Annotated in this window: 16 protein-coding genes, 7 tRNA genes and 1 riboswitch; of the genes, 17 read left to right on the top strand and 6 right to left on the bottom strand. The window is 39.4% G+C overall.

The features are described 5' to 3' along the window. Positions 1-17: 17 nt before the first annotated feature. From metH to ATG70_RS10470, 5 genes are all read right to left on the bottom strand, one after another. Positions 18-3,461 (bottom strand): methionine synthase, encoded by a 3,444-nt coding sequence (gene metH, locus ATG70_RS10490; protein WP_098444249.1) that lies wholly within the window; start codon positions 3,459-3,461, stop codon positions 18-20. Next, positions 3,442-5,298, bottom strand: a complete 1,857-nt coding sequence (locus ATG70_RS10485) for a bifunctional homocysteine S-methyltransferase/methylenetetrahydrofolate reductase (RefSeq protein ID WP_098444248.1) — start codon at positions 5,296-5,298, stop codon at positions 3,442-3,444. Before ATG70_RS10485 ends, metH begins: the two co-directional genes overlap by 20 nt. Further along, entirely contained in the window at positions 5,295-6,488 is a 1,194-nt protein-coding gene (gene metC / locus ATG70_RS10480) for a cystathionine beta-lyase (RefSeq protein ID WP_098444247.1), read from the bottom strand. The genes ATG70_RS10485 and metC overlap by 4 nt, the downstream gene beginning before the upstream one ends. Then, positions 6,478-7,605 carry a methionine biosynthesis PLP-dependent protein gene (locus ATG70_RS10475; protein ID WP_098444246.1) on the bottom strand — a complete coding sequence of 376 codons (1,128 nt, stop codon included), beginning with the start codon at positions 7,603-7,605 and terminating at the stop codon, positions 6,478-6,480. The genes metC and ATG70_RS10475 overlap by 11 nt, the downstream gene beginning before the upstream one ends. 74 nt (positions 7,606-7,679) lie before the next feature. Then, positions 7,680-7,790, bottom strand: a riboswitch (SAM riboswitch). 94 nt (positions 7,791-7,884) lie between these two features. Beyond that, positions 7,885-8,682 (bottom strand): DUF1189 domain-containing protein, encoded by a 798-nt coding sequence (locus ATG70_RS10470; protein WP_098444245.1) that lies wholly within the window; start codon positions 8,680-8,682, stop codon positions 7,885-7,887. A 238-nt stretch (positions 8,683-8,920) separates the two neighbouring features. On the opposite strand from ATG70_RS10470, the gene ATG70_RS10465 reads away from it, so the two are divergent. The 10 genes from ATG70_RS10465 (at position 8,921) to ATG70_RS10420 (ending at position 13,105) form a co-directional block, all read left to right on the top strand. Continuing rightward, a complete protein-coding gene (locus tag ATG70_RS10465; protein WP_179886248.1) occupies positions 8,921-10,549 on the top strand; it encodes a Na/Pi cotransporter family protein in 1,629 nt (542 codons plus the stop codon). A 119-nt stretch (positions 10,550-10,668) separates the two neighbouring features. Then, a complete protein-coding gene (locus ATG70_RS10460; RefSeq protein ID WP_098444243.1) occupies positions 10,669-11,151 on the top strand; it encodes a DUF456 domain-containing protein in 483 nt (160 codons plus the stop codon). Between the two features lie 133 nt (positions 11,152-11,284). After that, positions 11,285-11,359, top strand: a tRNA-Asn gene (locus ATG70_RS10455). Between the two features lie 3 nt (positions 11,360-11,362). Further along, a tRNA-Met gene (locus ATG70_RS10450) sits at positions 11,363-11,439 on the top strand. Between the two features lie 22 nt (positions 11,440-11,461). Further along, positions 11,462-11,537, top strand: a tRNA-His gene (locus ATG70_RS10445). A 12-nt stretch (positions 11,538-11,549) separates the two neighbouring features. After that, positions 11,550-11,626 (top strand) — tRNA-Ile (locus ATG70_RS10440). A gap of 10 nt (positions 11,627-11,636) precedes the next feature. Further along, a tRNA-Ser gene (locus tag ATG70_RS10435) sits at positions 11,637-11,729 on the top strand. A 184-nt stretch (positions 11,730-11,913) separates the two neighbouring features. Beyond that, positions 11,914-11,990, top strand: a tRNA-Met gene (locus tag ATG70_RS10430). A 156-nt stretch (positions 11,991-12,146) separates the two neighbouring features. Then, a tRNA-Phe gene (locus tag ATG70_RS10425) sits at positions 12,147-12,222 on the top strand. A gap of 271 nt (positions 12,223-12,493) precedes the next feature. Then, positions 12,494-13,105 carry a superoxide dismutase gene (locus tag ATG70_RS10420; protein ID WP_098444242.1) on the top strand — a complete coding sequence of 204 codons (612 nt, stop codon included), beginning with the start codon at positions 12,494-12,496 and terminating at the stop codon, positions 13,103-13,105. Positions 13,106-13,152: 47 nt separating this feature from the next. Here ATG70_RS10420 and ATG70_RS10415 read toward each other — a convergent pair whose 3' ends face one another. Continuing rightward, complete coding sequence (locus ATG70_RS10415; RefSeq protein ID WP_098444241.1) at positions 13,153-13,440, bottom strand: hypothetical protein; 288 nt, start codon at positions 13,438-13,440, stop codon at positions 13,153-13,155. A 101-nt stretch (positions 13,441-13,541) separates the two neighbouring features. Here ATG70_RS10415 and ATG70_RS10410 point away from each other — a divergent pair, with 101 nt between their 5' ends. The 7 genes from ATG70_RS10410 to phoU all read left to right on the top strand — a co-directional run bounded on the left by ATG70_RS10410 (position 13,542) and on the right by phoU (position 21,631). Continuing rightward, positions 13,542-14,792, top strand: coding sequence for an MFS transporter (locus ATG70_RS10410; RefSeq protein ID WP_098444240.1), 1,251 nt, complete (start codon positions 13,542-13,544; stop codon positions 14,790-14,792). Between the two features lie 113 nt (positions 14,793-14,905). After that, positions 14,906-16,927: a peptidoglycan D,D-transpeptidase FtsI family protein gene (locus tag ATG70_RS10405; protein WP_257147659.1), complete on the top strand. Its 2,022-nt coding sequence runs from the start codon at positions 14,906-14,908 to the stop codon at positions 16,925-16,927. A 292-nt stretch (positions 16,928-17,219) separates the two neighbouring features. Next, positions 17,220-18,197: a PstS family phosphate ABC transporter substrate-binding protein gene (locus ATG70_RS10400; protein ID WP_098444238.1), complete on the top strand. Its 978-nt coding sequence runs from the start codon at positions 17,220-17,222 to the stop codon at positions 18,195-18,197. Between the two features lie 79 nt (positions 18,198-18,276). Beyond that, positions 18,277-19,209, top strand: a complete 933-nt coding sequence (gene pstC, locus ATG70_RS10395; RefSeq protein ID WP_098444237.1) for a phosphate ABC transporter permease subunit PstC — start codon at positions 18,277-18,279, stop codon at positions 19,207-19,209. Further along, a complete protein-coding gene (gene pstA, locus ATG70_RS10390; RefSeq protein WP_098444236.1) occupies positions 19,209-20,087 on the top strand; it encodes a phosphate ABC transporter permease PstA in 879 nt (292 codons plus the stop codon). The genes pstC and pstA overlap by 1 nt, the downstream gene beginning before the upstream one ends. Positions 20,088-20,128: 41 nt before the next feature. Beyond that, positions 20,129-20,950 carry a phosphate ABC transporter ATP-binding protein PstB gene (pstB, locus tag ATG70_RS10385; RefSeq protein ID WP_098444235.1) on the top strand — a complete coding sequence of 274 codons (822 nt, stop codon included), beginning with the start codon at positions 20,129-20,131 and terminating at the stop codon, positions 20,948-20,950. A 21-nt stretch (positions 20,951-20,971) separates the two neighbouring features. After that, positions 20,972-21,631, top strand: a complete 660-nt coding sequence (gene phoU / locus ATG70_RS10380) for a phosphate signaling complex protein PhoU (protein ID WP_098444234.1) — start codon at positions 20,972-20,974, stop codon at positions 21,629-21,631. Positions 21,632-21,688: the final 57 nt, after the last annotated feature.

Genomic DNA, 21,688 nt, shown 5'->3' with positions numbered 1-21,688 from the left:
GCTCCTCTTTTTACGTCTTATAAAACATTAAAATATCTTCCTTCAGGGTGCGCGAAAACCATCGCAGTAACAGAAGCTTCTGGTTCCATCATACAGCCATCTGTGAGTTCTACCCCAATATCTTCAGGTTGGATAAGTTTAAAAAGTTTTTTCTGGTCGTCAAGCTCAGGGCAAGCGGGGTAGCCAAAAGAAAAGCGCTGTCCCTGGTATTTAGCCGAAAAGCGATTTTGCATTGTGAAATCCGTTGGATCAGGGAACCCCCATTTATCACGCATCAATTGATGAACGTGTTCGGCAAGACCTTCAGCAGTTTCAAGCGCAAGGGCTTGTAAAGCATGACTTTCGAGATAACTCCCTTGATTTTTTAACTCTACTGAACGTTCTCGAATGCCTTTTCCTGCTGTAACTGCAAAAAATCCAACATAGTCCATCTCGCCACTAGATACTGAACGAAGGTAATCTGCAAGACACAAGAAAGGTTCTTTTTGTTGACGAGGAAATGAAAATCGTTCAATGATCGTTTGATGATCATTAGGAGAGTAAATGATAACATCATTTCCATCAGATTGTGCTGGGAAGAACTGATATTTAGCTGAAGGTTGTATCCAACTTTCAATCTTGGCTCGTGTTAAAAGGTGATCTACCACTTCTTTTAAATGCACGGCTTTCTCGTTTTTTTCTGCAAGTAGTCTTGATACTTTTCCTTTAAGGCCTAGATGATGACCGATTAGCATTTGCATGTTGATGTATGGTTCGATGTGAGCAACCGAGTAGTTTCTTAAAATATGAGGCTCTAGATCATACGGTTGATAAACTCGTACATCAGTCGAAACAGTAGAAACTGGTTTAATCGCAACTGCTGTTCCGCCGTTTGAAATCGTTTTTGGTTGCAATTCAGAAGAAGCTTTTTTGATCGCATGTTCTTGTACGAGTTTTCTTTTTTCTTCTTCGTTACTTAACTGATTTGAAAGGGCTAATCCCTCCATAGCGTCTTTTGCATAGAAAACAGGTCCGTCATATTCAGCTGAAATTTTATTGTCAGTAAATTTTCGCGATAAGGCGGCACCACCTACCATAATGGGTATCGAGATTTTAGCTTGCTTCATATCTTGAGCAGTCAATACCATTTGCTGAGCAGATTTAACAAGTAGTCCAGAAAGACCGACAAAGTCTGGCTGGTGGTCTTGAACCTGTTTAATAAGGTCTGTTGGAGTAACCTTAATGCCAAGATCAACGACTTCAAAACCATTATTACTTAAAATAATTTCGACAAGGTTCTTGCCAATGTCGTGCACATCACCTTTTACAGTCGCTAAAAGTACTTTTCCTTTAGAACTAGAAGAATCTTCTTTTTCCATATGAGGTTCAAGGAAAGCGACAGAAGCCTTCATGACTTCGGCACTTTGAAGTACTTCTGCGACAATTAATTGATTATCATTAAATAATTTCCCAACCTCTGCCATCCCCTTCATTAATGGTCCATTAATGATTTGAAGCGGCGCATGATATTCAATTAAGGCTTTTTCTAAATCTGGTAGAAGTCCTTCTTTGGTGCCTTCGACGACATATAAAGCTAGACGTTCTTGCAGTGTGAGCGTGGAAGTTTGCACTTTACTTTCTTTCTTTTTACCTCGATAGAATGCAGTGAAATCTGCTAATGTCTGATCATTTGTTTGAAAAAGGAGGTTGTCGGCAAGCTGGACTTCTTTATCAGAAATAGAAGCGTATCTTTCCAGCTTTTCTGTGTTCACGATTGCATAATCTAATCCGGCTTTTGTACAGTGATACAAGTAGGCAGCGTTTAGTACTTCTCTCCCTACTGGAGGAAGACCAAAAGAGACGTTACTTATCCCGAGGATTGTCTGACAATCTGGCAATTGCGATTTAATGAGTCTGATCCCCTCGATGGTTTCGGAAGCTGAGCCAATGTATTGTTCATCACCTGTACCGATTGGGAAAACAAGAGGGTCAAATATAATATCAGATGCGTTAAGGCCGTATTTTGAAACGAGTAAGTCATGGGAGCGTTTCGCGATTTCGAGCTTACGTTCTGCTGTAATCGCCATGCCGGTTTCGTCAATTGTACCAACGACAATGGCAGCGCCGTACTTATAAATAAGAGGAACGACAGCTTCAAAGCGTTCTTCACCATCTTCAAGATTAATGGAATTAATGATCGCTTTCCCTTGTGAATAAGAGAGGGCTTTTTCGATAACTGCATCATCAGTAGAATCGATGATAAGAGGGGTTTTAACCTTGTTTACAACATATTTCATAAAATTCTCAATATCTCTAAGTTCATCACTATCTGGATTTGCTAGGCAAATGTCGATCACCTGTGCACCTTTTTTTACTTGTGAACGCGCAATTTCAGACGCTTCTTCAAATTTCTCCTCTGCTATAAGACGTTTGAACTTACGCGATCCAATGACGTTTGTTCGTTCTCCAACGAGTATAGGTCTAGTGCTATCATCGTATATAAATGGTTCAATTCCAGAAACAGCGTGAGGATGACTCACAGGAGCTTTTCGCGGGTGTAGTCCTTTTATAGCTTCTGAAATGGCTTTTATATGAGCAGGAGTTGTTCCGCAACAGCCACCGACAACGTTAAGCCAACCTTTTTCTACAAATCCGTGAATTTTAGCTGCTAAGCTTTCAGGCGTTTCGTGATAATTTCCTTCTTCGTCAGGAAGACCAGCATTGGGATAGCAGCTTACTGAAGTTGTGGCAAGATCAGAAAGGGAGCGGAGGTGATCTCTCATAAACTCTGGTCCTGTTGCACAATTTAGTCCAACGACTGCTGGATTCATATGTTCAAGCGATAAATAAAATGCCTCAATACTTTGACCAGCGAGTGTTGTGCCCATCGGTTCAATAGTCCCCGAGATCATTAAAGGAACGGTCATCCCCAATTCCTGAAATACTTTCGAAATACCAATATAAGCAGCTTTTACGTTAAGCATATCCTGACTGGTTTCAATTAATAGAAGATCCACGCCTCCGTTAAGTAAGCCTCTAGCCTGAATGGCATATGAGTTAGAAAGTGATTCAAAAGTCGTTCCGCCCGTGACGGATAATGTTTTGGTAGTTGGCCCCATGGCGCCTGCAACAAAACGTGGTTTATCTGGCGTAGTTAATTTAGCAGTAGCCTCCTTTGCAAGCCTTGCAGAGGTGTAGTTTAGCTTTTCCGCAAGATGACCGAGATCATATTCATCTAAGACAAGATCTGTTGCTCCAAAGGTGTTCGTCTCAATAATATCTGCTCCGCTAGCTAAGTACTCTTCATGGATAGAGGAGATAAGCTCTGGCCTAGTTAAGGATAAGTATTCATTACAGCCTTCATAGTCTTCACCACCAAAATCAGTAGCTGTCAGATTAGCCTGTTGAATCATTGTTCCCATAGCTCCATCAAGAACAAGGAGTCTCTTCGTAAGTAGATCTTCAAATGAGGTGTAGGCCATTTCGATTCTTCCTTTCTTCTTCAAGGCGAGTTTTCTCGTTAATGTATCGCGTTAATTCTACTGTTAATTCATAACGCAAGAAGGGGGTGATTAAATAAATCCCATTAAACAAATCAAAAGCAGCATCAATTAACGACTTCGCGATTGCAAGCCCTGCTTCAATTGATTGCGTTGAATCTGTAGCGTGTAACATACGATTGCGTATGGAATCGGATAGTTTAATTCCCGGTACTTCATTATGGAGAAATTCAGCATTTCGGTAGCTTGTAAGTGGCATGATCCCAATGTAAATGGGACAAGTTAAATGTTTCGTCGCTTCATAGACTTCTAGTAACTGTTCTTCGTTGTAAATGGGTTGACTTATAAAGTAATCCGCTCCACACTGCTGTTTTTTTTCAAGGCGTTCGACAGCTCGATCTAAATGGCGTACATTCGGATTAAAGGCGGCTGCTATTGAAAATGAGGTTTTAATTCCAAGTGATTTACCAGAATAAGAACGTCCTTGATTAAATTGTTTCATTAAACGAATTAGGTCAAATGATGAGACGTCGTAAACCGAAGTAGCGCCAGGGAAATCGCCGATTTTAGTAGGGTCACCTGTTACGGCAAGAACTTGATTAATTCCAAGTGTATGAAGCCCCATTAAATGGGATTGTAAGCCAATTAAATTCCGATCACGACAGGCAACATGAACAAGTGGTCGAACATTATGCTGAGCTTTAATCGTAGAAGCCATGGCGGTATTGCAAATTCGCGGTGAGGCAAGAGAGTTATCAGCCAGCGTAATCGCATCAACGCCAACTTCTTGTAGCGCCTTTGTTCCCTCAAGATATTTATCAATCGATAATTTCTTTGGAGGGTCGAGCTCAACGATAACAGATCGCTGTTTTCTTGCTATTTCATGTAAGTGAGGCAGCCTTTCTTCCTCAAAATCGATGATCCTAGCCTCTTTTTCGTTAACGGTTACTTCTTTCGTTGTAATTGGTTTTAAACCCTTTAGTGCATTAGCTGCAGCAGCTATATGCTCAGGAGTTGTTCCACAACAACCACCAATAAGTCTAACGCCTTGTTGACGTAGGGTTTCTGCACTTTGTTTGAAATAGTCTTGCGCGGTAGGATAAACAAGACGCCCCTCTTCATATTCAGGTAAACTCGCGTTAGGATAGGCAGAAAGAAAACGACCTGAGAGAGGCACCTGTTCTAATGATTGAATCATATGATAAGGGCCGAGTCGGCAGTTAACGCCTGTTACATCAGCTCCGGCATTCTCAATTTGTTTTAAGGCAGCAGCAAGAGAAGTGCCATCTTGCAAAATGCCTGGCTCATGCATGGAAACTTGTGCAATTAAAGGTAAATCCGTTTCCTTTCGAGCTATTTTAAGTACGGTTATGATCTCTTCTAGATCGTAATACGTTTCCAATAAAAGACCATCGACTCCTTCTAATAGAAGGCAATATAGCTGTTCTCTAAAGCTACGCTTAATTTCATCAAGGGGCGTCGATCGTGTATTAATTCCTCGTATTCCTCCTATTGTCCCAAGAACGTAAGTAGAGTCTGTCGCAGCCTTTCGAGCGAGTTTAACGCCTTCTTTATTGATCTCTTTTACTAGGTCTTCAAGGCCATATCGTGATAGCTTGCTATAGTTCGCGCCGTACGTATTGGTTTGAATCACATCTGAACCGGCATGAACATAAGCTTGGTGAACATTTAATACTTGATCCGGATGTGAAAGATTCAGCGCTTCAAAACATTGGTCGATGCCGTATGAATAAAGAAGGGTTCCCATCGCACCGTCACCAATCAAAATTTTGTGCTCGAGATCTTCAAGTAAGCTCATCCTTTAGCACCTCCGGCTGTAGGAGCGTAAAGTTTAGTAATGGCAGCAAATCCTTGTTTAAAGTCTTGAAGCAAGTCTTCAGCATTTTCAAGACCAACAGATAAGCGTAACAAGCCATCTGTGATGCCACGCTTGTTTCGTTCGGCAGCTGACATTGATGCATGAGACATTCTCGCTGGATAAGAGAGAATCGATTCAACCGCACCAAGACTAACAGCGTAAACTGGAAGTTGCACGTTCTTTGTAAACAACCGAATCGCGTTTTCATCAGGTAGTCGAAAAGAAAGAACAGCCCCAGGACCTGCTGCCTGGTAAAGGTGAGTCGAATGGCCTTGATGGAAAGAGAATCCAGGATAATAAACTTCTTCTACAAGCGGCTCTTTAAGGAGTGCATGAGCAAGCCGGAAAGCCGATCTTGAAGATTGCTCGAGCCGACAATGTAATGTTTTTAATCCGCGAAGAACTAACCAGGAATCATGAGCACTTAAAATGGATCCGAAAGAGTTTTGCAAAAAAGCAAGGTTTTCACCCAGCTTTTCATTTTTAACTGCGGCAAGACCTGCAACAACATCGCTATGTCCGGCAATAAATTTTGTTGCACTATGAAGAACGATATCCGCGCCGAAGTCCAGTGGTCTTTGGAGGGCAGGCGTCATAAAAGTGTTATCAACGAATGTTAGACATTGATTCGCTTTCGCTAACTTAACGACGGCTTGAATATCAGTCACTTTGAGCAATGGGTTAGAAGGTGTCTCGATGTAGATCACTTTTGTATTGGATTGAATCCCGTTCGCAACTTTATTTAAATCAGTCATATCTACAAAAGTATGACTAATTCCAAATCTGCAGAGAACATCGTGTATCATCCGATAAGTCCCGCCATAAACATCTTCTGAAATCAAAACATGGTCATTTTGTGAAAGGAGCATAAAAGAAGTAGCGATAGCAGCCATACCAGAAGCAAATGCAAACCCCCTAACGCCACCTTCAAGGTCTGCAATCGTTTCTTCTAGAGCTTCACGGGTAGGGTTACCAGAGCGGCTATAATCATATTTTCCTGGATGATCAAAATCCAATTGATGAAAGGTAGATGCTTGTTGAATTGGAACACTGACAGCACCAGTGCTTTTATCAAATTTATGATCGTTGTGAAGAAGTTTTGTTTGAAATGTATATGAATTAGTAGTCATGTCGCACACCATCCTCTATGAAAGTTGCTAGTGTTTGATCCAAATCTTTCACTAAATCGTTGATTTGTTCAATTCCTACCGAAAATCTGAGAAGTCGATTACAAACACCTTTCTCGAGTCTGATCTTTTCTGGGATATCGGCGTGTGTTTGTGTGGCTGGATAAGTAATAAAGCTCTCAACGCCTCCAAGACTTTCCGCAAAGGTAATCAGTTTCAAGTTCCTTAGAAATGGATCAACCCATGCTTCAGACTGTAATCGAAACGACAGCATACCCCCTTTTTCAGGATAGAAGACGTCAGATATTGCGTCGTGATTTCTTAAGTATGTTGCGATAGCTCGAGCATTCTCCTCATGTTGCTTTAGTCGAAGAGGTAATGTCTTCATTCCTCGAATGAGGAGCCAGGAGTCGAACGGAGAAAGAACCGCTCCAGCACCGTTTTGATATTGTTCAATCTCAGCACAGAGCTTTTCACCTTTGGCAATGACAAGTCCTGCAAGCACATCATTGTGACCCCCAAGGTATTTCGTTGCGCTATGAATAACAATATCAGCCCCTAGTAAAAGGGGGTTTTGTAGAAGAGGGGTGAATAACGTATTGTCTACGATTGACAATAAATTGTATGTCTTGGCAATCGTCACAATCTCTTCAACATCGGTTAACTTCATTAGGGGGTTTGAAGGGTTTTCGATAAAGATTGCCCTAGTAAACGGAGTTATTAATGGTGCGATGCTATCAATATTTTGGCTGTCAAAATAGGTGAATGATAAGTTGAAATGCTTTTCTGCGTGAGCAAATAATCGATATGTGCCACCATATAGGTCATCTGAAACGAGTATATGATCTCTGGTTTTAAATAAAGATATAATTGATTGGATGGCAGCCATGCCGGAACTAAATGCGAAGCCCTGGTCACCATGTTCGAGTTCATTTACTGCAGACTCCAGAATCGAACGAGTAGGGTTTTTTGTTCTTGAATAATCAAACCCTGTTGATTGGCCAATTCCTTCATGCCTATAGGAAGTGGAAAAATAAACAGGAGGATTTACAGCTCCAGTTTGTGGATCTGATTTATTACCTAGTTGAACAAGTAGCGTATCGTAATGGTTATTTGACATAATCAATCTCCTTTTCATTAAGTAAGGGCAATAAAAAAAAGCCCTCTATAAGAAGAAGACTTTGGTTGCTCTTCTTCTTATCTTCCAAGTTGAATTCAACTTGCTGGAGTTAGCACCTTTCCAGAAAATATCCGGTGGTTGCTGAAGCTTCTTCGGGCCAGTCCCTCTGCTTCTCTTGATAAGAATTGAAAGTATATGGAATTTTAATGTGTCGCTTTTTACATAATCTACATTACTTTAAAGCGAAAATCAAGTGATTTGATAAAATAATCAAAATTTTTACTCAGGTGAATTAGGTCTTTCGTTCGTTACACGTTTTTTCGGAAGAGGAATTTCCTTAATGGTTAGGTAGAGTAGCATGATGGCTACAAACCAATAGAGAAGAAATCCAAATGGGACGGTTGTTTTTACTAACGCCATAATAGTAAAGAAAAGGGTTGGAATCGTAACGGAATAAACCGATAGGACCCAGAGTTGTTTATAGGATGCTTTTCTACCCGCGAGTGACTTTAATAGTAAACCGATTGTCGCTAGAACGGTAATTCCGATAAATTTGAGGCCAGTCTGGAATAAATAGACGACAAAGATTAAGAGTGGGATAAAGATTGGAAGCAAGTTATCTAAATTTTTCGTGAGTTCACTTACATCTTGTTTTGTAAAAGTCATTGAGCTGAAATTACTATAATTAAACTCTTGTCTTGTCCCACTATCCATTACGATAATTCGATCTTTTAGGAACGCAATAGCTGATTCATAGGAATCAACATCGTCTGGCTTTATTTCATCTGTAGCATCAAAAATAAATGTGTTTCCATCTTCTTTTTTTATAAGTGGTTCAGATTGGTCACTTTTTAGTGTGCCATCTTGTAAAGTGAATTCAGGTAAATCTCCCATATGTGTTTTAAGGTCTTCGTAAGCATTGGTAAACGAAACCGCTGTAATAATCCCTATAGGTACAGAAGAAAGTAGCATTAGGAGAAACACATACAATATCGGCTTCCCTAGTTTTTGAAAACGGAATCGCGCCATCATTTTTGGAGAAAATAAGCTATAATACAGTTGTTTAAAAACGTTCAAATTGAAAATCTCCTTTCTAGGTATGTGAGAGTAATCCCACTAAACCAGTTTATCTTATATAAGTAGATGGGAACAATAAACTTGCTGAAACTTTCTTGAAACAAAATTGATTTCATCATAATATCATTACAATTCTATATTAACTCTTTACAAAGAGGGGAGCGATGTAGATAATAGACAAGGGACTTTGTTGAGTATTGTCGAAAAAAATAAAACATGAGTGCAAGGGGTTGAAATGATGGAACTCAACGTTCAGGAGATGATCTTTCAGTTTGTGGGAGGTCTTGGTATTTTCCTGTTTGGACTAAAGTATATGGGAGATGGCCTTCAACGATCTGCAGGTGATCGATTAAGAGACATTCTTGATCGCTTTACGACGAACCCATTTATGGGTGTGCTAGCCGGGGTCATTGTTACGATTCTCATCCAAAGTAGTTCAGGGACAACGGTTTTAACAGTCGGTCTTGTTAATGCAGGATTTATGACTCTCAAGCAAGCGATTGGTGTTGTAATGGGAGCTAACATTGGAACAACTGTTACAGCATTTATTATTGGTTTTCCTATTAAAGATTACGCTCTACCAATCATTGCTATTGGTTCTCTATTAATTTTCTTCTTTAAAAACAAGAAAATTAATTACGCAGGGCAAATTGTTTTTGGTTTTGGTGCGTTATTCTTTGGACTTGAATTAATGAGTACAGGAATGAAGCCACTTAGAAGTCTTGAGGCTTTCCAAGAACTCACAGTGAGCATGAGTTCAAACCCGCTATTAGGCGTTGTAATTGGTACGGTATTTACGGTTATTGTGCAAAGTTCTAGTGCTACAATTGGTGTATTACAAGGACTTTATTCACAGAATGCTATGGATATCCAAGCTGCGTTACCAGTACTCTTCGGAGATAATATCGGTACAACAATTACAGCAGTGCTTGCTTCTATCGGTGCTTCTGTAGCCGCTCGACGTACAGCACTAACTCACGTTATTTTTAATTTAATTGGAACGGCGATCTTCTTGATCTTCTTATTTGCCTATACGCCTTTAATTGAATACTTGAGAGATGCATTAAACTTAACACCAGAAATGACGATCGCATTTGGACACGGGATCTTTAACATTACAAATACTGTGATCCAATTCCCGTTCATTGCTGGACTTGCTTATCTTGTAACGAAAATTATTCCTGGTGATGATGCAACGATAGAATATAAACCGAAGCATCTTGATCCAGTATTCATCGAGCGTTCTCCTTCTGTTGCTTTAGGACAGGCTAAAGAAGAAGTAATTCGAATGAGTGAATTTGCTTATAAAGGTGTTAAGGAAGCATCCAACTACTTAATATCTAAAGGTCAGAAGAGCGCAGAAAAAACCGCTCAGTATGAAGAAGCCATTAACAATTTAGATACTAAGATTACAGACTACCTTATTCAGCTATCCGCAACTTCTCTGTCAGGAGATGAGTCAACACGTCACGGTATGTTAATGGACTCTGTTCGTGATATCGAGCGTATTGGCGATCATATGGAGAATATCGTTGAATTGGTTGATTATCAAATCAGTAATAAAGTAAAAATGACTGACGTTGCAATGCAAGACCTTGATGAAATGTTCAATCTAACCCTTTCTGCACTTCATGAAGCCTTTGATTCACTTGATAAGTGGGATATAGCGAAGGCACAGGAAGTTGTGAAACTGGAAGATAAAATTGACAAAATGGAACGAACACTTCGTAAACAGCATATCCTTCGCCTAAATGAAGGTGAATGTACTGGAAGTGCTGGAATCGTTTTTGTTGATATCATCAGTAACCTTGAGCGTATTGGTGATCATGCGGTAAATATCGCAGAAGCCGTTATTGGAGAAGAATAAACAATGGAAGCAGAGGGTTGCCTCTGCTTCTTTTTATTTTCACAGGAATTTTGTATATTATATAGAAGGAAAATGTTATTTACTATAAAATAGACTACAGTTAGAGGGGGAGAGAAGGTATGGATATTTTATTTTGGTCTTTAATCGTTGCCTCATTTATTATTGCATTTGTTGGATTGATTTATCCGATCATTCCAGCGGTCCTATTTATTTATGTTGGGTTTATTTTGTATGGTGTATTTTATGATTTCGGTTCAATGACGTTTTCTTTCTGGGTTATTCAGGTGTTGCTAACCCTTTTATTATTTGTAGCAGATTATGCGAGTAATTTATTTGGTGTTAAAAAGTATGGAGGATCAAAAGCTGCCATTTGGGGAAGTACGATCGGTTTGTTAGTTGGCCCGTTCATCATTCCATTTGCGGGAATTATTCTTGGACCTTTTATAGGCGCAGTGGTAGCAGAGTTACTGATTCATCGAAAACCATTCAAGGAGTCTGTACAAGTTGGAGTAGGATCTTTGCTTGGTTTCCTTGGTGGTGCAGTTATGAAAGGAGTTCTGCAAGCCATCATGATTATCGTGTTTTTGGTGTATGTTTTGTAGATCTTGATGGTGAAGTGAAAGAGTGATATAGTATTTTCATGATTGATTTTGAAAGGGATATGATTAAATCCCAAAAAAGTATTGACGTTTTATTTAATCCTATGGTATATTAGTTCTTGTCGTTAAGAGATATTCCACAGTAGCTCAGTGGTAGAGCTATCGGCTGTTAACCGATCGGTCGTAGGTTCGAATCCTACCTGTGGAGCCATATGGCGGTGTAGCTCAGCTGGCTAGAGCGTACGGTTCATACCCGTGAGGTCGGGGGTTCGATCCCCTCCGCCGCTACCATATAGTTGAATAAATAAGCATGGCGGTTGTGGCGAAGTGGTTAACGCACCGGATTGTGATTCCGGCATTCGTGGGTTCAATTCCCATCAGCCGCCCCACTATTTACATAAGGACCCTTAGCTCAGCTGGTTAGAGCTGACGGCTCATAACCGTCCGGTCGCAGGTTCGAGTCCTGCAGGGTCCACCAAATGCATATCGGAGGAATACCCAAGTCTGGCTGAAGGGATCGGTCTTGAAAACCGACAGGGGCTTAGTCGCCCGCGGGGGTTCGAATCCCTCTTCCTCCTCCATTTTTCTATAATGGTTTACACAGTATCTTTACATTCATATTGTCGCGGGGTGGAGCAACGAGCGTTATATCTATGAATCAACATCGAGTTGTTTCGACGGATACGCATCGAAGCATAACCTTGTAGAGAAAGAAACAGTGTACAGCATTATGAAGCATGTGCAGCATATTTACATTCATATTGTCGCGGGGTGGAGCAGTTCGGTAGCTCGTTGGGCTCATAACCCAAAGGTCGCAGGTTCAAATCCTGCCCCCGCAACCAAAAATTTACCTGCGTCGGATAAGCTTCTTGTTAAATTTTTATTGTAGTCCCTTTAGGGGCAACCTAAACTCATAGCAAGGTGTTATTACCATTAAACGTAAATGTACAACACACAAACTCAAATTAAGATATTTCGATTAAACGTTATACATATTTGGCTCTGTAGCTCAGTCGGTAGAGCAGAGGACTGAAAATCCTCGTGTCGGCGGTTCGATTCCGTCCGGAGCCACCACTCAATAAAGATCCCACTCGTCATTAAATGACGAGTTTTTTTATGTTTTAAATACATTAGATCACACTATTAATTATTGATTTTTTCTTTAAGATGTTTAATTCCATATAATGAGGGGAAACTTTACCTGTGTTGCGGAGATTCAAATGTTTATTATTTGAAAACGCATGACAATTCTGCTAATGTAAACTTGTGACGTCATCATGTTTAAGTGGCAATTAACGTTGCCCTAACAGCAAGTTACATATTATATTTGAGGAGGAGATTCACAATGGCTAAATTTGAACTACCAGAACTACCTTACGACTACAATGCACTAGAACCACACATCGATGAAGAAACAATGAAGATCCACCATGACAAGCACCATAACGCATATGTAACAAAACTAAATGGTGCACTAGAAGGTCATGAAGAACACGCATCAAAAAGCCTTGAAGAACTTCTTGGCAATCTAGATGCGCTTCCTGAAGGCATTCGCACTGCTGTTCGTAACAATGGTGGCGGACACGCTAACCACTCACTTTTCTGGCAACTTCTTAGCCCTAACGGTGGCGGAGAGCCGTCAGGTGATTTAAGCGAAGCGCTTAAAAAGAAATTTGGTAGCTTTGAAAGCTTTAAAGAAGATTTCGCTAACGCTGCTGCTGGTCGCTTTGGCTCAGGCTGGGCTTGGCTTGTAGTTAAAGGCGGAGAACTTGAAGTAACAAGCACTCCTAACCAGGATACCCCGGTTATGGAAGGTGTTACACCAATCCTTGGATTAGATGTTTGGGAGCATGCTTATTACCTTAAGTATCAAAACAAACGTCCTGATTACATTAGCGCATTTTGGAATGTCGTTAATTGGGATGAAGTTGCTAAGCGTTACGAAGCAGCTAAATAAAATAGGTTATCTTAGCCCTCGGCACTTTGCCGGGGGCTTTTCATTTCTCATTCAATCAGTGTATAAATAGGTCCTAATTGATAAAGGATATGATTTATTAAATAATCGGTGAAATCACAACCATTTTCGAAGTCGGTAGGTGAACCTACAAGTACTTGTTGATCAGATAAGGTGAGTGACACTTCTTTATTTCGATAACTAATAAGGAAATAGTGCGTCATCTTAGAAATGAAAAAAGAACATCTATCTTCATTTACTACAGTTTCAATGCTTTGAATTAGTTGGTTGCGTAGCGGTTTAGTAAGATAATCTGTTCGATATAGAAAGTAGTACATACATAGTCCCCTTTCAAACATAGTTTATCCTTTTTGATTCTTCCGCATAACGAGGAAGAATTAAGTCAAAATAAGGGTGGATGAAAAAAGGGGAGTTTCTAATGAAAGTGATAAAACATATGATTGGTGAGATAGAAGTAACAAAAGATCTGTTGTTATTGCTAACAATCGGTGGTTTATATGCCCTGAGCATTGCACTTTCAAATACGTTTGTGAATGTGTATTTGTGGAAGCAATCCGGAGAGTTTGCTGATATCGGTATATATAACCTTTCCGCTGTTATTAGCCAGCCACTTACGTTTATTCTTGCAGGCAGGTGGGCGAAGAAAATGGATAGAGTGATCGTCTTACGAATAGGCGTCATTTTTCTAGCCCTCTTTTATATAACGGTCCTTTCTTTAGGTCAAAATGCGAGTCATTTATTGATCTTACTTGGCTCCTTACTTGGGATTGGGTTTGGCTTTTATTGGCTAGCGTTTAATGTGTTAACATTTGAAATTACTGAGCCAGAAACGAGGGATTTTTTTAATGGTTTTCTCGGCTTACTCACTTCTTTTGCAGGTATGATTGGTCCGATTTTTGCCGGTGTGATTATTTCTAGTCTCGAAGCATTTACGGGATATAAGGTCATTTTTGGAGTTTCACTGGCCTTGTTTTTTGCAGCCGTCATCTTAAGTTTCTTTCTTGAACGACGATCTGCGAAAGGCAACTTTTCATTTACCCGAATTTTTCAAGAAAGAAAAGCGAATGCCGATTGGCTCAATATATTGCACGCGCATTTTTTTCAAGGGATAAGAGAAGGTACTTTTATTTTCATTATCGTCGTTCTTGTTTTTATAACGACGGAAAGTGAACTTGCTATCGGTACATTCGGACTTGTAAACTCCGCAGTTTCCTTTTTAGCGTATTACTTGGCGACCCGTTTAATAAAACCAAGGTTTCGAAAAAAAGCAATCTTATATGGGGGGCTAATTCTTTATGCATCGGTATTCTTACTTGTAACAGATCTAACATTTGCGCGATTGTTAATGTATGGTGTTTGTATCTCTCTTGCCTATCCATTACTTCTTGTTCCGTACATTTCACTAACTTATGATGTCATTGGTAAAGCATGGAATGCTGCAGAAATGCGTATTGAGTATATTGTTGTTCGAGAGGTTTACTTAAACCTGGGTCGAATTGTATCAATCCTTTTATTCCTACTAACAGTGTCGCTGTTTAACGATGAAAAAAGCATTCCAATTTTGTTATTAATTGTTGGAGCGGGACATACGTTTATTTACCTGTTCGTAAGAAAACTTCAATCGGCTTCAGCAACCGTGGCAGAACCGTCTCCTGACCCATTACAATAGCTCATTAGTCCCTTTACTTTTTTATTATCACTAAGTATAGTAAGGAGAAGAGAGATCAGAGACACCTGTCTGAAACAGGTGTCTATATTTGTTTAAGGGGAAGGGAGTTTATTGTGAAAGCTAAGAAAAAGAAAAATCATGTACCTTTTAGGCTAAATATATTATTTTTATCGGTTTTCCTTTTGTTTTCTACCTTAATTCTTCGACTGGGTGTTATTCAGATTGTAAATGGAGAAGAATACGAGCGTGTTTCTGAACAAACGGAAAACGTGACTGCAGAGTCAACTGCACCTCGTGGGAAAATGTATGACCGTTACGGACGAGTTCTTGTAGATAATAATCCTCAGTTTGCTCTTACATATATTCGAACACAGAATACAAAACAAGCTGAAAGGCTTGAATTAGCTCAAAAATTAGCTGAATATATTGAGATGGATACTGAAGATGTTATAGATCGAGATTTAAAAGATTATTGGATTGTCACGAATCCAGAAAAAGCGAAGGCGAAGTTAACCGAAAAAGAATGGGAAGAGATGGAGTCTAGTGAAGCTTATCAGCTACAAATTGAACGCATTAGTGATAAAGATCTAGAAGAAATTAAAAACAATCCACAAGAGCTTGAAGTTGCTGCTATAAAAAGAGCAATGGACACTGGTTATGCTTTGTCGTCTCAGACAATTAAAATCGGTTTAAATGAAGATGAAATTGCTAAAGTGAGTGAAAATCTTGGTTCTTTACCAGGCATAGAGATACAAGCAGACGCCACAAGAGAATATCCTTATGGAGACACCCTTCAAACTATTTTTGGGAGAGTCGGACCTATTCCTAAAGATGAATTGAGTTATTATGGATTAAGAGATTATGAGCGAAATGACAAAGTTGGCATTAGCTATCTTGAAAAAGAATACGAAGAGTACCTAAAAGGTCAAAAAGAAAAGCAAACTTACGTCACAGATAAATCAGGTGAGCCAATAGGCGAGCCAAAAGTAATTGAAGGACAAAGAGGAAATGATTTGGTACTCTCATTAGACATTGATCTTCAAAAAGAAGTTGAGAAAATTCTTGATGAAGAGCTTAACGATGCGAGGCAATATGGAGCAACGAGAGGCTATGTTGTGATGATGGATCCAAATACTGGGGAAATCTTGTCGTTTGCAGGTAAAGAATATAATAATGGCGAGTTCAAAGATCGCACTTTTGGTGTGATTGGAGACTCTTATGCGATGGGATCAACAGTTAAAGGAGCAACGGTTTTAACAGGTTATCAGTATGGAGTAATTAATCCAAATACAACTCTTGTAGACGAAGTCTTATACTTTAAAGATGAAGGTAAAAAGTCATCTTATACGGCTAATGCAATGGGACCTATTTCAGATCTTGTTGCTTTACAAAGATCCTCAAACGTATATATGTGGAAAATTGCGATGAGCATGGCTGATTATGACTACGCTCCTTATGAAAGTAGTGGTTATGACCCGGCAGCTTATGATGAGCTAAAAGAATCATTCTCTCAGTTTGGTTTAGGAGTGAAAACAGGAATTGACTTGCCTGGCGAAAGTTCAGGGTTAAATGGTGGGATAAGTGAATTTGGTAAAATTTTAGATTTTGCGATTGGACAGTACGATACGTATACACCAATGCAAATGGCTCAATATACCTCTACAATTGCAAATGGAGGTTATCGTATTGAACCTCATCTCTTGAAAGAAGTCCATGAACCTTCTGAAAAAGATGGTTTGTCTGATACGATTTTGTTTCAAAATACTCCGGAAGTGTTAAACAAAATTAAAATGAGTGAAGAAGAAGTGGCTCATGTCCAAAAGGGAATGTGGATGGTTATGAATACTGAAAATGGTACTGCAGGCACACACTATCCTTACTTCCAAAGTGATGACTATCAAGCAGCTGGAAAGACTGGGACAGCGCAGATTGGAGATGGGTATAATTTAACTCTAGTTGGCTATGCCCCTTATGACAATCCTGAAGTTGCGATTTCGGTTGTTGTGCCAGAAGTGAATGATTCTTCTTCTGGTTCCGTGAACAAAAAAATAGGTGGTCGAATTCTTGATGCTTATTTTGAACTGAAAGATGAAGCTAAGAAACCAATTGGGTATGAAGAAAAAGAAACTGAATAAGTAAGAATAAAAAAAACCGCTGAAAAAGCGGTTTTTTTTATATTATAAGGACAAATTAACAACAGAATCATCCTGGATGAAATGTAATTTAAAGCTAATAGAAGGGAAAAATCTATCATTTCCCCAAAAAAAGAGAAATTAAAACGTTTTCCGACAAGCATTTACAATCTCTTTACAATTGGTTTATACGACATTAATATCTGGGCTGTATTCTAAGAATTGTGATTGAGAGGCCAGTACACAAACAACCTGGTTGGTCACAAGTACAAACATCCATTTAGGGGGAAATAACATGAAGTTCAAGGGCATTATGCTTATGGTAGTTATGTCGATGGTAATGATTTTCGCAGCAGCTTGCGGAAATAACTCTGGTAACACAGAAAATTCTGGTAACACAAACAGTGGCGGAGAAGCTTCTGGTGAAGAAGTATCTGGCGAAGTTCTAATGGACGGATCTTCTACAGTATTCCCGATTATGGAAGCAGTTGCTGAAGAATACGCTTCTGTACAACCTGATGTAAAAGTTAGTGTAGGTGTTTCAGGTTCTGGTGGTGGATTTGAGAAATTCTCTGCTGGTGAAACAGACATGAGTAACGCTTCTCGTCCAATCAAAGAAGAAGAAACAGCTGCACTTGAAGAAGCTGGTATTGACTTCACAGAATTTGAAATTGCAAAAGACGGTCTTTCTATCGTTGTTAACTCTGAGAATGATTGGGTAGATCAGCTTACAATTGACGACCTAAAGAAAATCTGGTTAGGCGAAGCAACAATGTGGAGCGACGTCAACCCTGAATGGCCTGAAGAAAAAATCGAATTATTTAGCCCTGGTACAGATTCTGGAACGTATGACTACTTTAATGAAGTAGTACTAGAAGATGAGCAAATGGTGAAAGAAGCAACACTTTCTGAAGATGACAATGTACTTGTAAATGGTGTAACTGGCTCTAAAAACGGTATGGCATTCTTCGGTTATGCTTACTACCTTGAAAACAAAGATAGCCTTAACGTTATTCCAATCGTTAATGGTGACGGTGAAGCTGTAGAACCAAATGCAGAAACTATCCAAGATGGAACATATGAGCCACTTTCTCGTCCGCTATACACTTATGTGAAGCACTCTGCAGTAGAGGAAAATCCTGCTGTATATGATTTCACTAAATATGCACTTGAGAATGCTGGTGAAATGGCTGAAGCTGTAGGTTACGTAGCTCTTCCTGAAGAAAAGTATACAGAAGCTATGGATAAGCTAAACGAAATCGCTGGTAAGTAAGAATAAAATGAAACAGATTGGTGAGGAGTTACGGCTCCTCACTTTATCCTGTTTTGCTCTTTGTGAGGGGGAGTAATAAATGCAAAGCTCTGTTCGTCAGATGATTAAAGACAAAAAAGAGAAAAATCAATCACGAGCGAAGTTTATGGAGAAACTTGTACCGGGCTTATTGCTTTTATGTGCAATTATCTCTGTATTAACAACGCTTGGTATTGTTTTTACATTGATTGTAGAAACAATTACGTTTTTCAACCGTGTTTCAATTATTGAATTCTTTACGAATAAAGATTGGTACCCGTTTTTTGGAGACAACCCTGATTATGGAATCTGGCCACTGATTTCTGGAACATTAATGATTACCGGGATCGCCATGCTCGTTGCCATTCCATTAGGATTAGCAGCAGCCATTTATTTGAGTGAATATGCAAGTGATAGCGTTAGAAGAATCATTAAGCCGATTCTGGAAGTATTAGCAGGTATTCCTACGATTGTATATGGTTTCTTTGCTTTAACTTTTGTTACACCAGTTCTACAAAATATTATTCCGAGTCTTCCTATTTTCAACGCATTGAGCCCCGGTATCGTTGTAGGGATTATGATTATTCCTATGGTTGCATCTCTCTCAGAGGATGCGATGAGTTCTGTACCCAACGCAATTCGAGAAGGTGCACTCGGACTTGGCGCTACACGATTTGAGGTTGCTGTGAAAGTAGTTCTACCAGCTGCATTATCAGGAATTATTGCATCTTTTGTACTTGCGATTTCAAGAGCAATCGGTGAAACAATGATCGTAACAGTCGCAGGTGGTGCAACACCAAAACTTACTCTAGATGTAACGGAGTCTATACAGACAATGACATCTTATATTGTGCAGGTAAGTCTAGGGGATGCTGGTTATGGAACGACAATTTACTACAGCATTTATGCTGTTGGGATGACGCTCTTCCTTTTCACACTTATCATGAACCTTATCGCGCAATATATTTCTCGTAGATTCAGGGAGGAATACTAATGCAATTAGTAGATCAGGCAAAAGTAAAAAGTAAAATGCAAACCAGACTGGCACAAAATAAGATTCTTAAAGGAATCTTCTTTGGAGCAACAATGCTAGCACTCGTAGTGCTTGTTATCTTGTTATATCGGATATTCACTCAAGGGATTGGCTACTTAGATTTTCAGTTCTTTCAAAATTTTGCATCTCGATTCCCTGAAAAAGCAGGAATTAAAGCAGCATTTTTCGGTACTTTATGGATGATGGCAGTGATTGCTCCAGTCGCACTTACAATTGGAGTTGGAACCGCGATTTATCTTGAAGAATATGCAAAAAAAAATAAGTTTACAACGTTTATTCAAATAAATATTTCCAATTTAGCAGGTGTCCCTTCGATTGTTTTTGGTTTACTTGGACTAACTGTATTTGTTCGGATGTTGGAAATGGGGCGAAGTGTTCTTGCCGGTGGTTTGACGATGAGTTTATTAATTTTGCCTATTATCGTTGTTGCTGCTCAAGAGGCTGTACGTTCGGTTCCAAAAGAGCTTCGAGAGGCTTCTTATGCGATGGGTGCTACGAAATGGCAAACAATCAAAAAGGTTGTATTACCTGCAGCAATCCCCGGGATTTTAACAGGAGGAATTCTTGCTTTATCACGCGCAATCGGTGAAACAGCACCACTACTTATGATTGGTGCATTAACGTTTGTTGCCTACTTGCCTGAGAATTTCTTGTCCGGATTTACTGTTATGCCGATCCAGATTTTCAACTGGACGAGTCGTCCGCAAACGGAATTCCACGATGTAGCAGCAGCAGGTATTATCGTACTTCTCGCAATGTTGCTCATTATGAATTCAATTGCTGTCTTAATTCGAAATAAGTTTTCTAAAAGACTGTAGATACGTAAAGCTCTCATCAATGTGTAAAGGGGATATTGAAAATGAAAACAGTTATGGATGAAAAGAAAGTCGTAAAAGCTCCGCGGTCAGAAGAACAGATAAAAGAAAAAGATTCTGTATATAGCATTCAGAATTTTAATTTATGGTACGGAAAAGACCAGGCTCTAAAAGATATTAAATTCGATATTCCAGAAAAACAGGTAACAGCCATTATCGGGCCATCCGGTTGTGGTAAATCCACGTTTATTAAAGCTCTTAATAGAATGGTCGAAATGGTACCAATTGTAAAAATGTCTGGTGATATTAACTATCGTGGGAAAAACATTTTTGAGAACAAATACAAAGTAGAAGATTTGCGCACAAAAGTGGGAATGGTTTTCCAAAAGCCGAATCCATTTCCAAAATCAATCTATGAAAATGTCGTTTATGGTCCTAAAATTCACGGCATTAAAAACAAAAAAGTACTTGATGAAATTGTCGAAAAAAGCTTAAAAGGTGCAGCACTTTGGGAAGAAGTAAAAGATCGTCTAAACGAAAATGCTTACGGTTTATCTGGTGGTCAGCAACAGCGCCTTTGTATCGCTCGCTGTCTCGCAATTGAGCCTGATGTTATCTTGATGGATGAGCCAACATCTGCGCTTGATCCAATCTCTACCCTTAAAGTAGAAGAACTTGTTCAAGAATTAAAGAAAGATTTCAGTATTATTATCGTAACGCACAACATGCAACAAGCAGCTCGTATCTCTGATAAAACGGCCTTTTTCTTAAACGGTGAAGTCGTAGAGTTTTCTGATACGAACCAGTTATTTTCTAATCCTACAGATAAGCGAACAGAAGACTATATTACAGGCCGTTTCGGTTAATTATTTCGGGGGTGAGCATTTATGGTAGTAAGAGAAAATTTCCAAGAACAATTAGATGAAATAAAGACTAAGCTTCTTGAACTAGGCTCTTTAGCGCAGGTGGCGGTTGATGATGCGATTACTGCATTAAAGAATCAGGATGTTGATAAAGCACTTGAAATTATTGATAATGATTATAAAATTAACCGCCTCGAGGAAGAGATTAACGAAACAGCGATTTGGTTAATCGCGAAGGAGCAGCCGCTTGCAACCGATCTAAGAAGACTTATTTCTGCATTGAAAATAACAACGGACGTTGAGCGCGTTGGCGATCTTGCTGTTAATATTGCTAAGTCAATTATTCGAATCGGGGACAAACCTTTTGTTAAACCGATTGAAGAAATTCCAGCATTAGCTCAAAAAGCGAATAATATGTTAAAGGAAGTGCTTGCTTCCTTTTATGATGAAGATGTGAATCAGGCAATGGCTGTTGCGGATGCTGATGATGAAATTGATAACATGTACGGACGTCTGGTAAAAGAACTACTTGAATTGATGACAGAACATCCTGAAAGTGTTAGCCAAATTCAACAGCTTTCTTTTATCTGCCGCTATGTAGAACGTATTGGAGACCATTGCACAAATATTTCAGAAAGCGTGATCTACGTTGTGAAAGGGAAGCGCTACGACCTAAATGCTTAATCAAAGAACCACACTCTAAATGAGTGTGGTTTTTTAATCTATTTAGAAAGGTTAAGT

The organism is Bacillus sp. es.036 (assembly GCF_002563635.1).
Classification (GTDB): Bacteria; Bacillota; Bacilli; order Bacillales; family Guptibacillaceae; genus Guptibacillus.
This window is presented reverse-complemented; position numbering and strand designations above follow the sequence as displayed.

Bases quoted from the DNA above. Each gene is read 5' to 3' on its own strand.
- metH (WP_098444249.1), bottom strand. From the start codon at position 3,461: ATGGCCTACACCTCATTTGAAGATCTACTTACGAAGAGACTCCTTGTT.
- ATG70_RS10485 (WP_098444248.1), bottom strand. From the start codon at position 5,298: ATGAGCTTACTTGAAGATCTCGAGCACAAAATTTTGATTGGTGACGGT.
- metC (WP_098444247.1), bottom strand. From the start codon at position 6,488: ATGACTACTAATTCATATACATTTCAAACAAAACTTCTTCACAACGAT.
- ATG70_RS10475 (WP_098444246.1), bottom strand. From the start codon at position 7,605: ATGTCAAATAACCATTACGATACGCTACTTGTTCAACTAGGTAATAAA.
- ATG70_RS10465 (WP_179886248.1), top strand. From the start codon at position 8,921: ATGGAACTCAACGTTCAGGAGATGATCTTTCAGTTTGTGGGAGGTCTT.
- ATG70_RS10460 (WP_098444243.1), top strand. From the start codon at position 10,669: ATGGATATTTTATTTTGGTCTTTAATCGTTGCCTCATTTATTATTGCA.
- ATG70_RS10420 (WP_098444242.1), top strand. From the start codon at position 12,494: ATGGCTAAATTTGAACTACCAGAACTACCTTACGACTACAATGCACTA.
- ATG70_RS10415 (WP_098444241.1), bottom strand. From the start codon at position 13,440: ATGTACTACTTTCTATATCGAACAGATTATCTTACTAAACCGCTACGC.
- ATG70_RS10410 (WP_098444240.1), top strand. From the start codon at position 13,542: ATGAAAGTGATAAAACATATGATTGGTGAGATAGAAGTAACAAAAGAT.
- ATG70_RS10400 (WP_098444238.1), top strand. From the start codon at position 17,220: ATGAAGTTCAAGGGCATTATGCTTATGGTAGTTATGTCGATGGTAATG.
- pstC (WP_098444237.1), top strand. From the start codon at position 18,277: ATGCAAAGCTCTGTTCGTCAGATGATTAAAGACAAAAAAGAGAAAAAT.
- pstA (WP_098444236.1), top strand. From the start codon at position 19,209: ATGCAATTAGTAGATCAGGCAAAAGTAAAAAGTAAAATGCAAACCAGA.
- pstB (WP_098444235.1), top strand. From the start codon at position 20,129: ATGAAAACAGTTATGGATGAAAAGAAAGTCGTAAAAGCTCCGCGGTCA.
- phoU (WP_098444234.1), top strand. From the start codon at position 20,972: ATGGTAGTAAGAGAAAATTTCCAAGAACAATTAGATGAAATAAAGACT.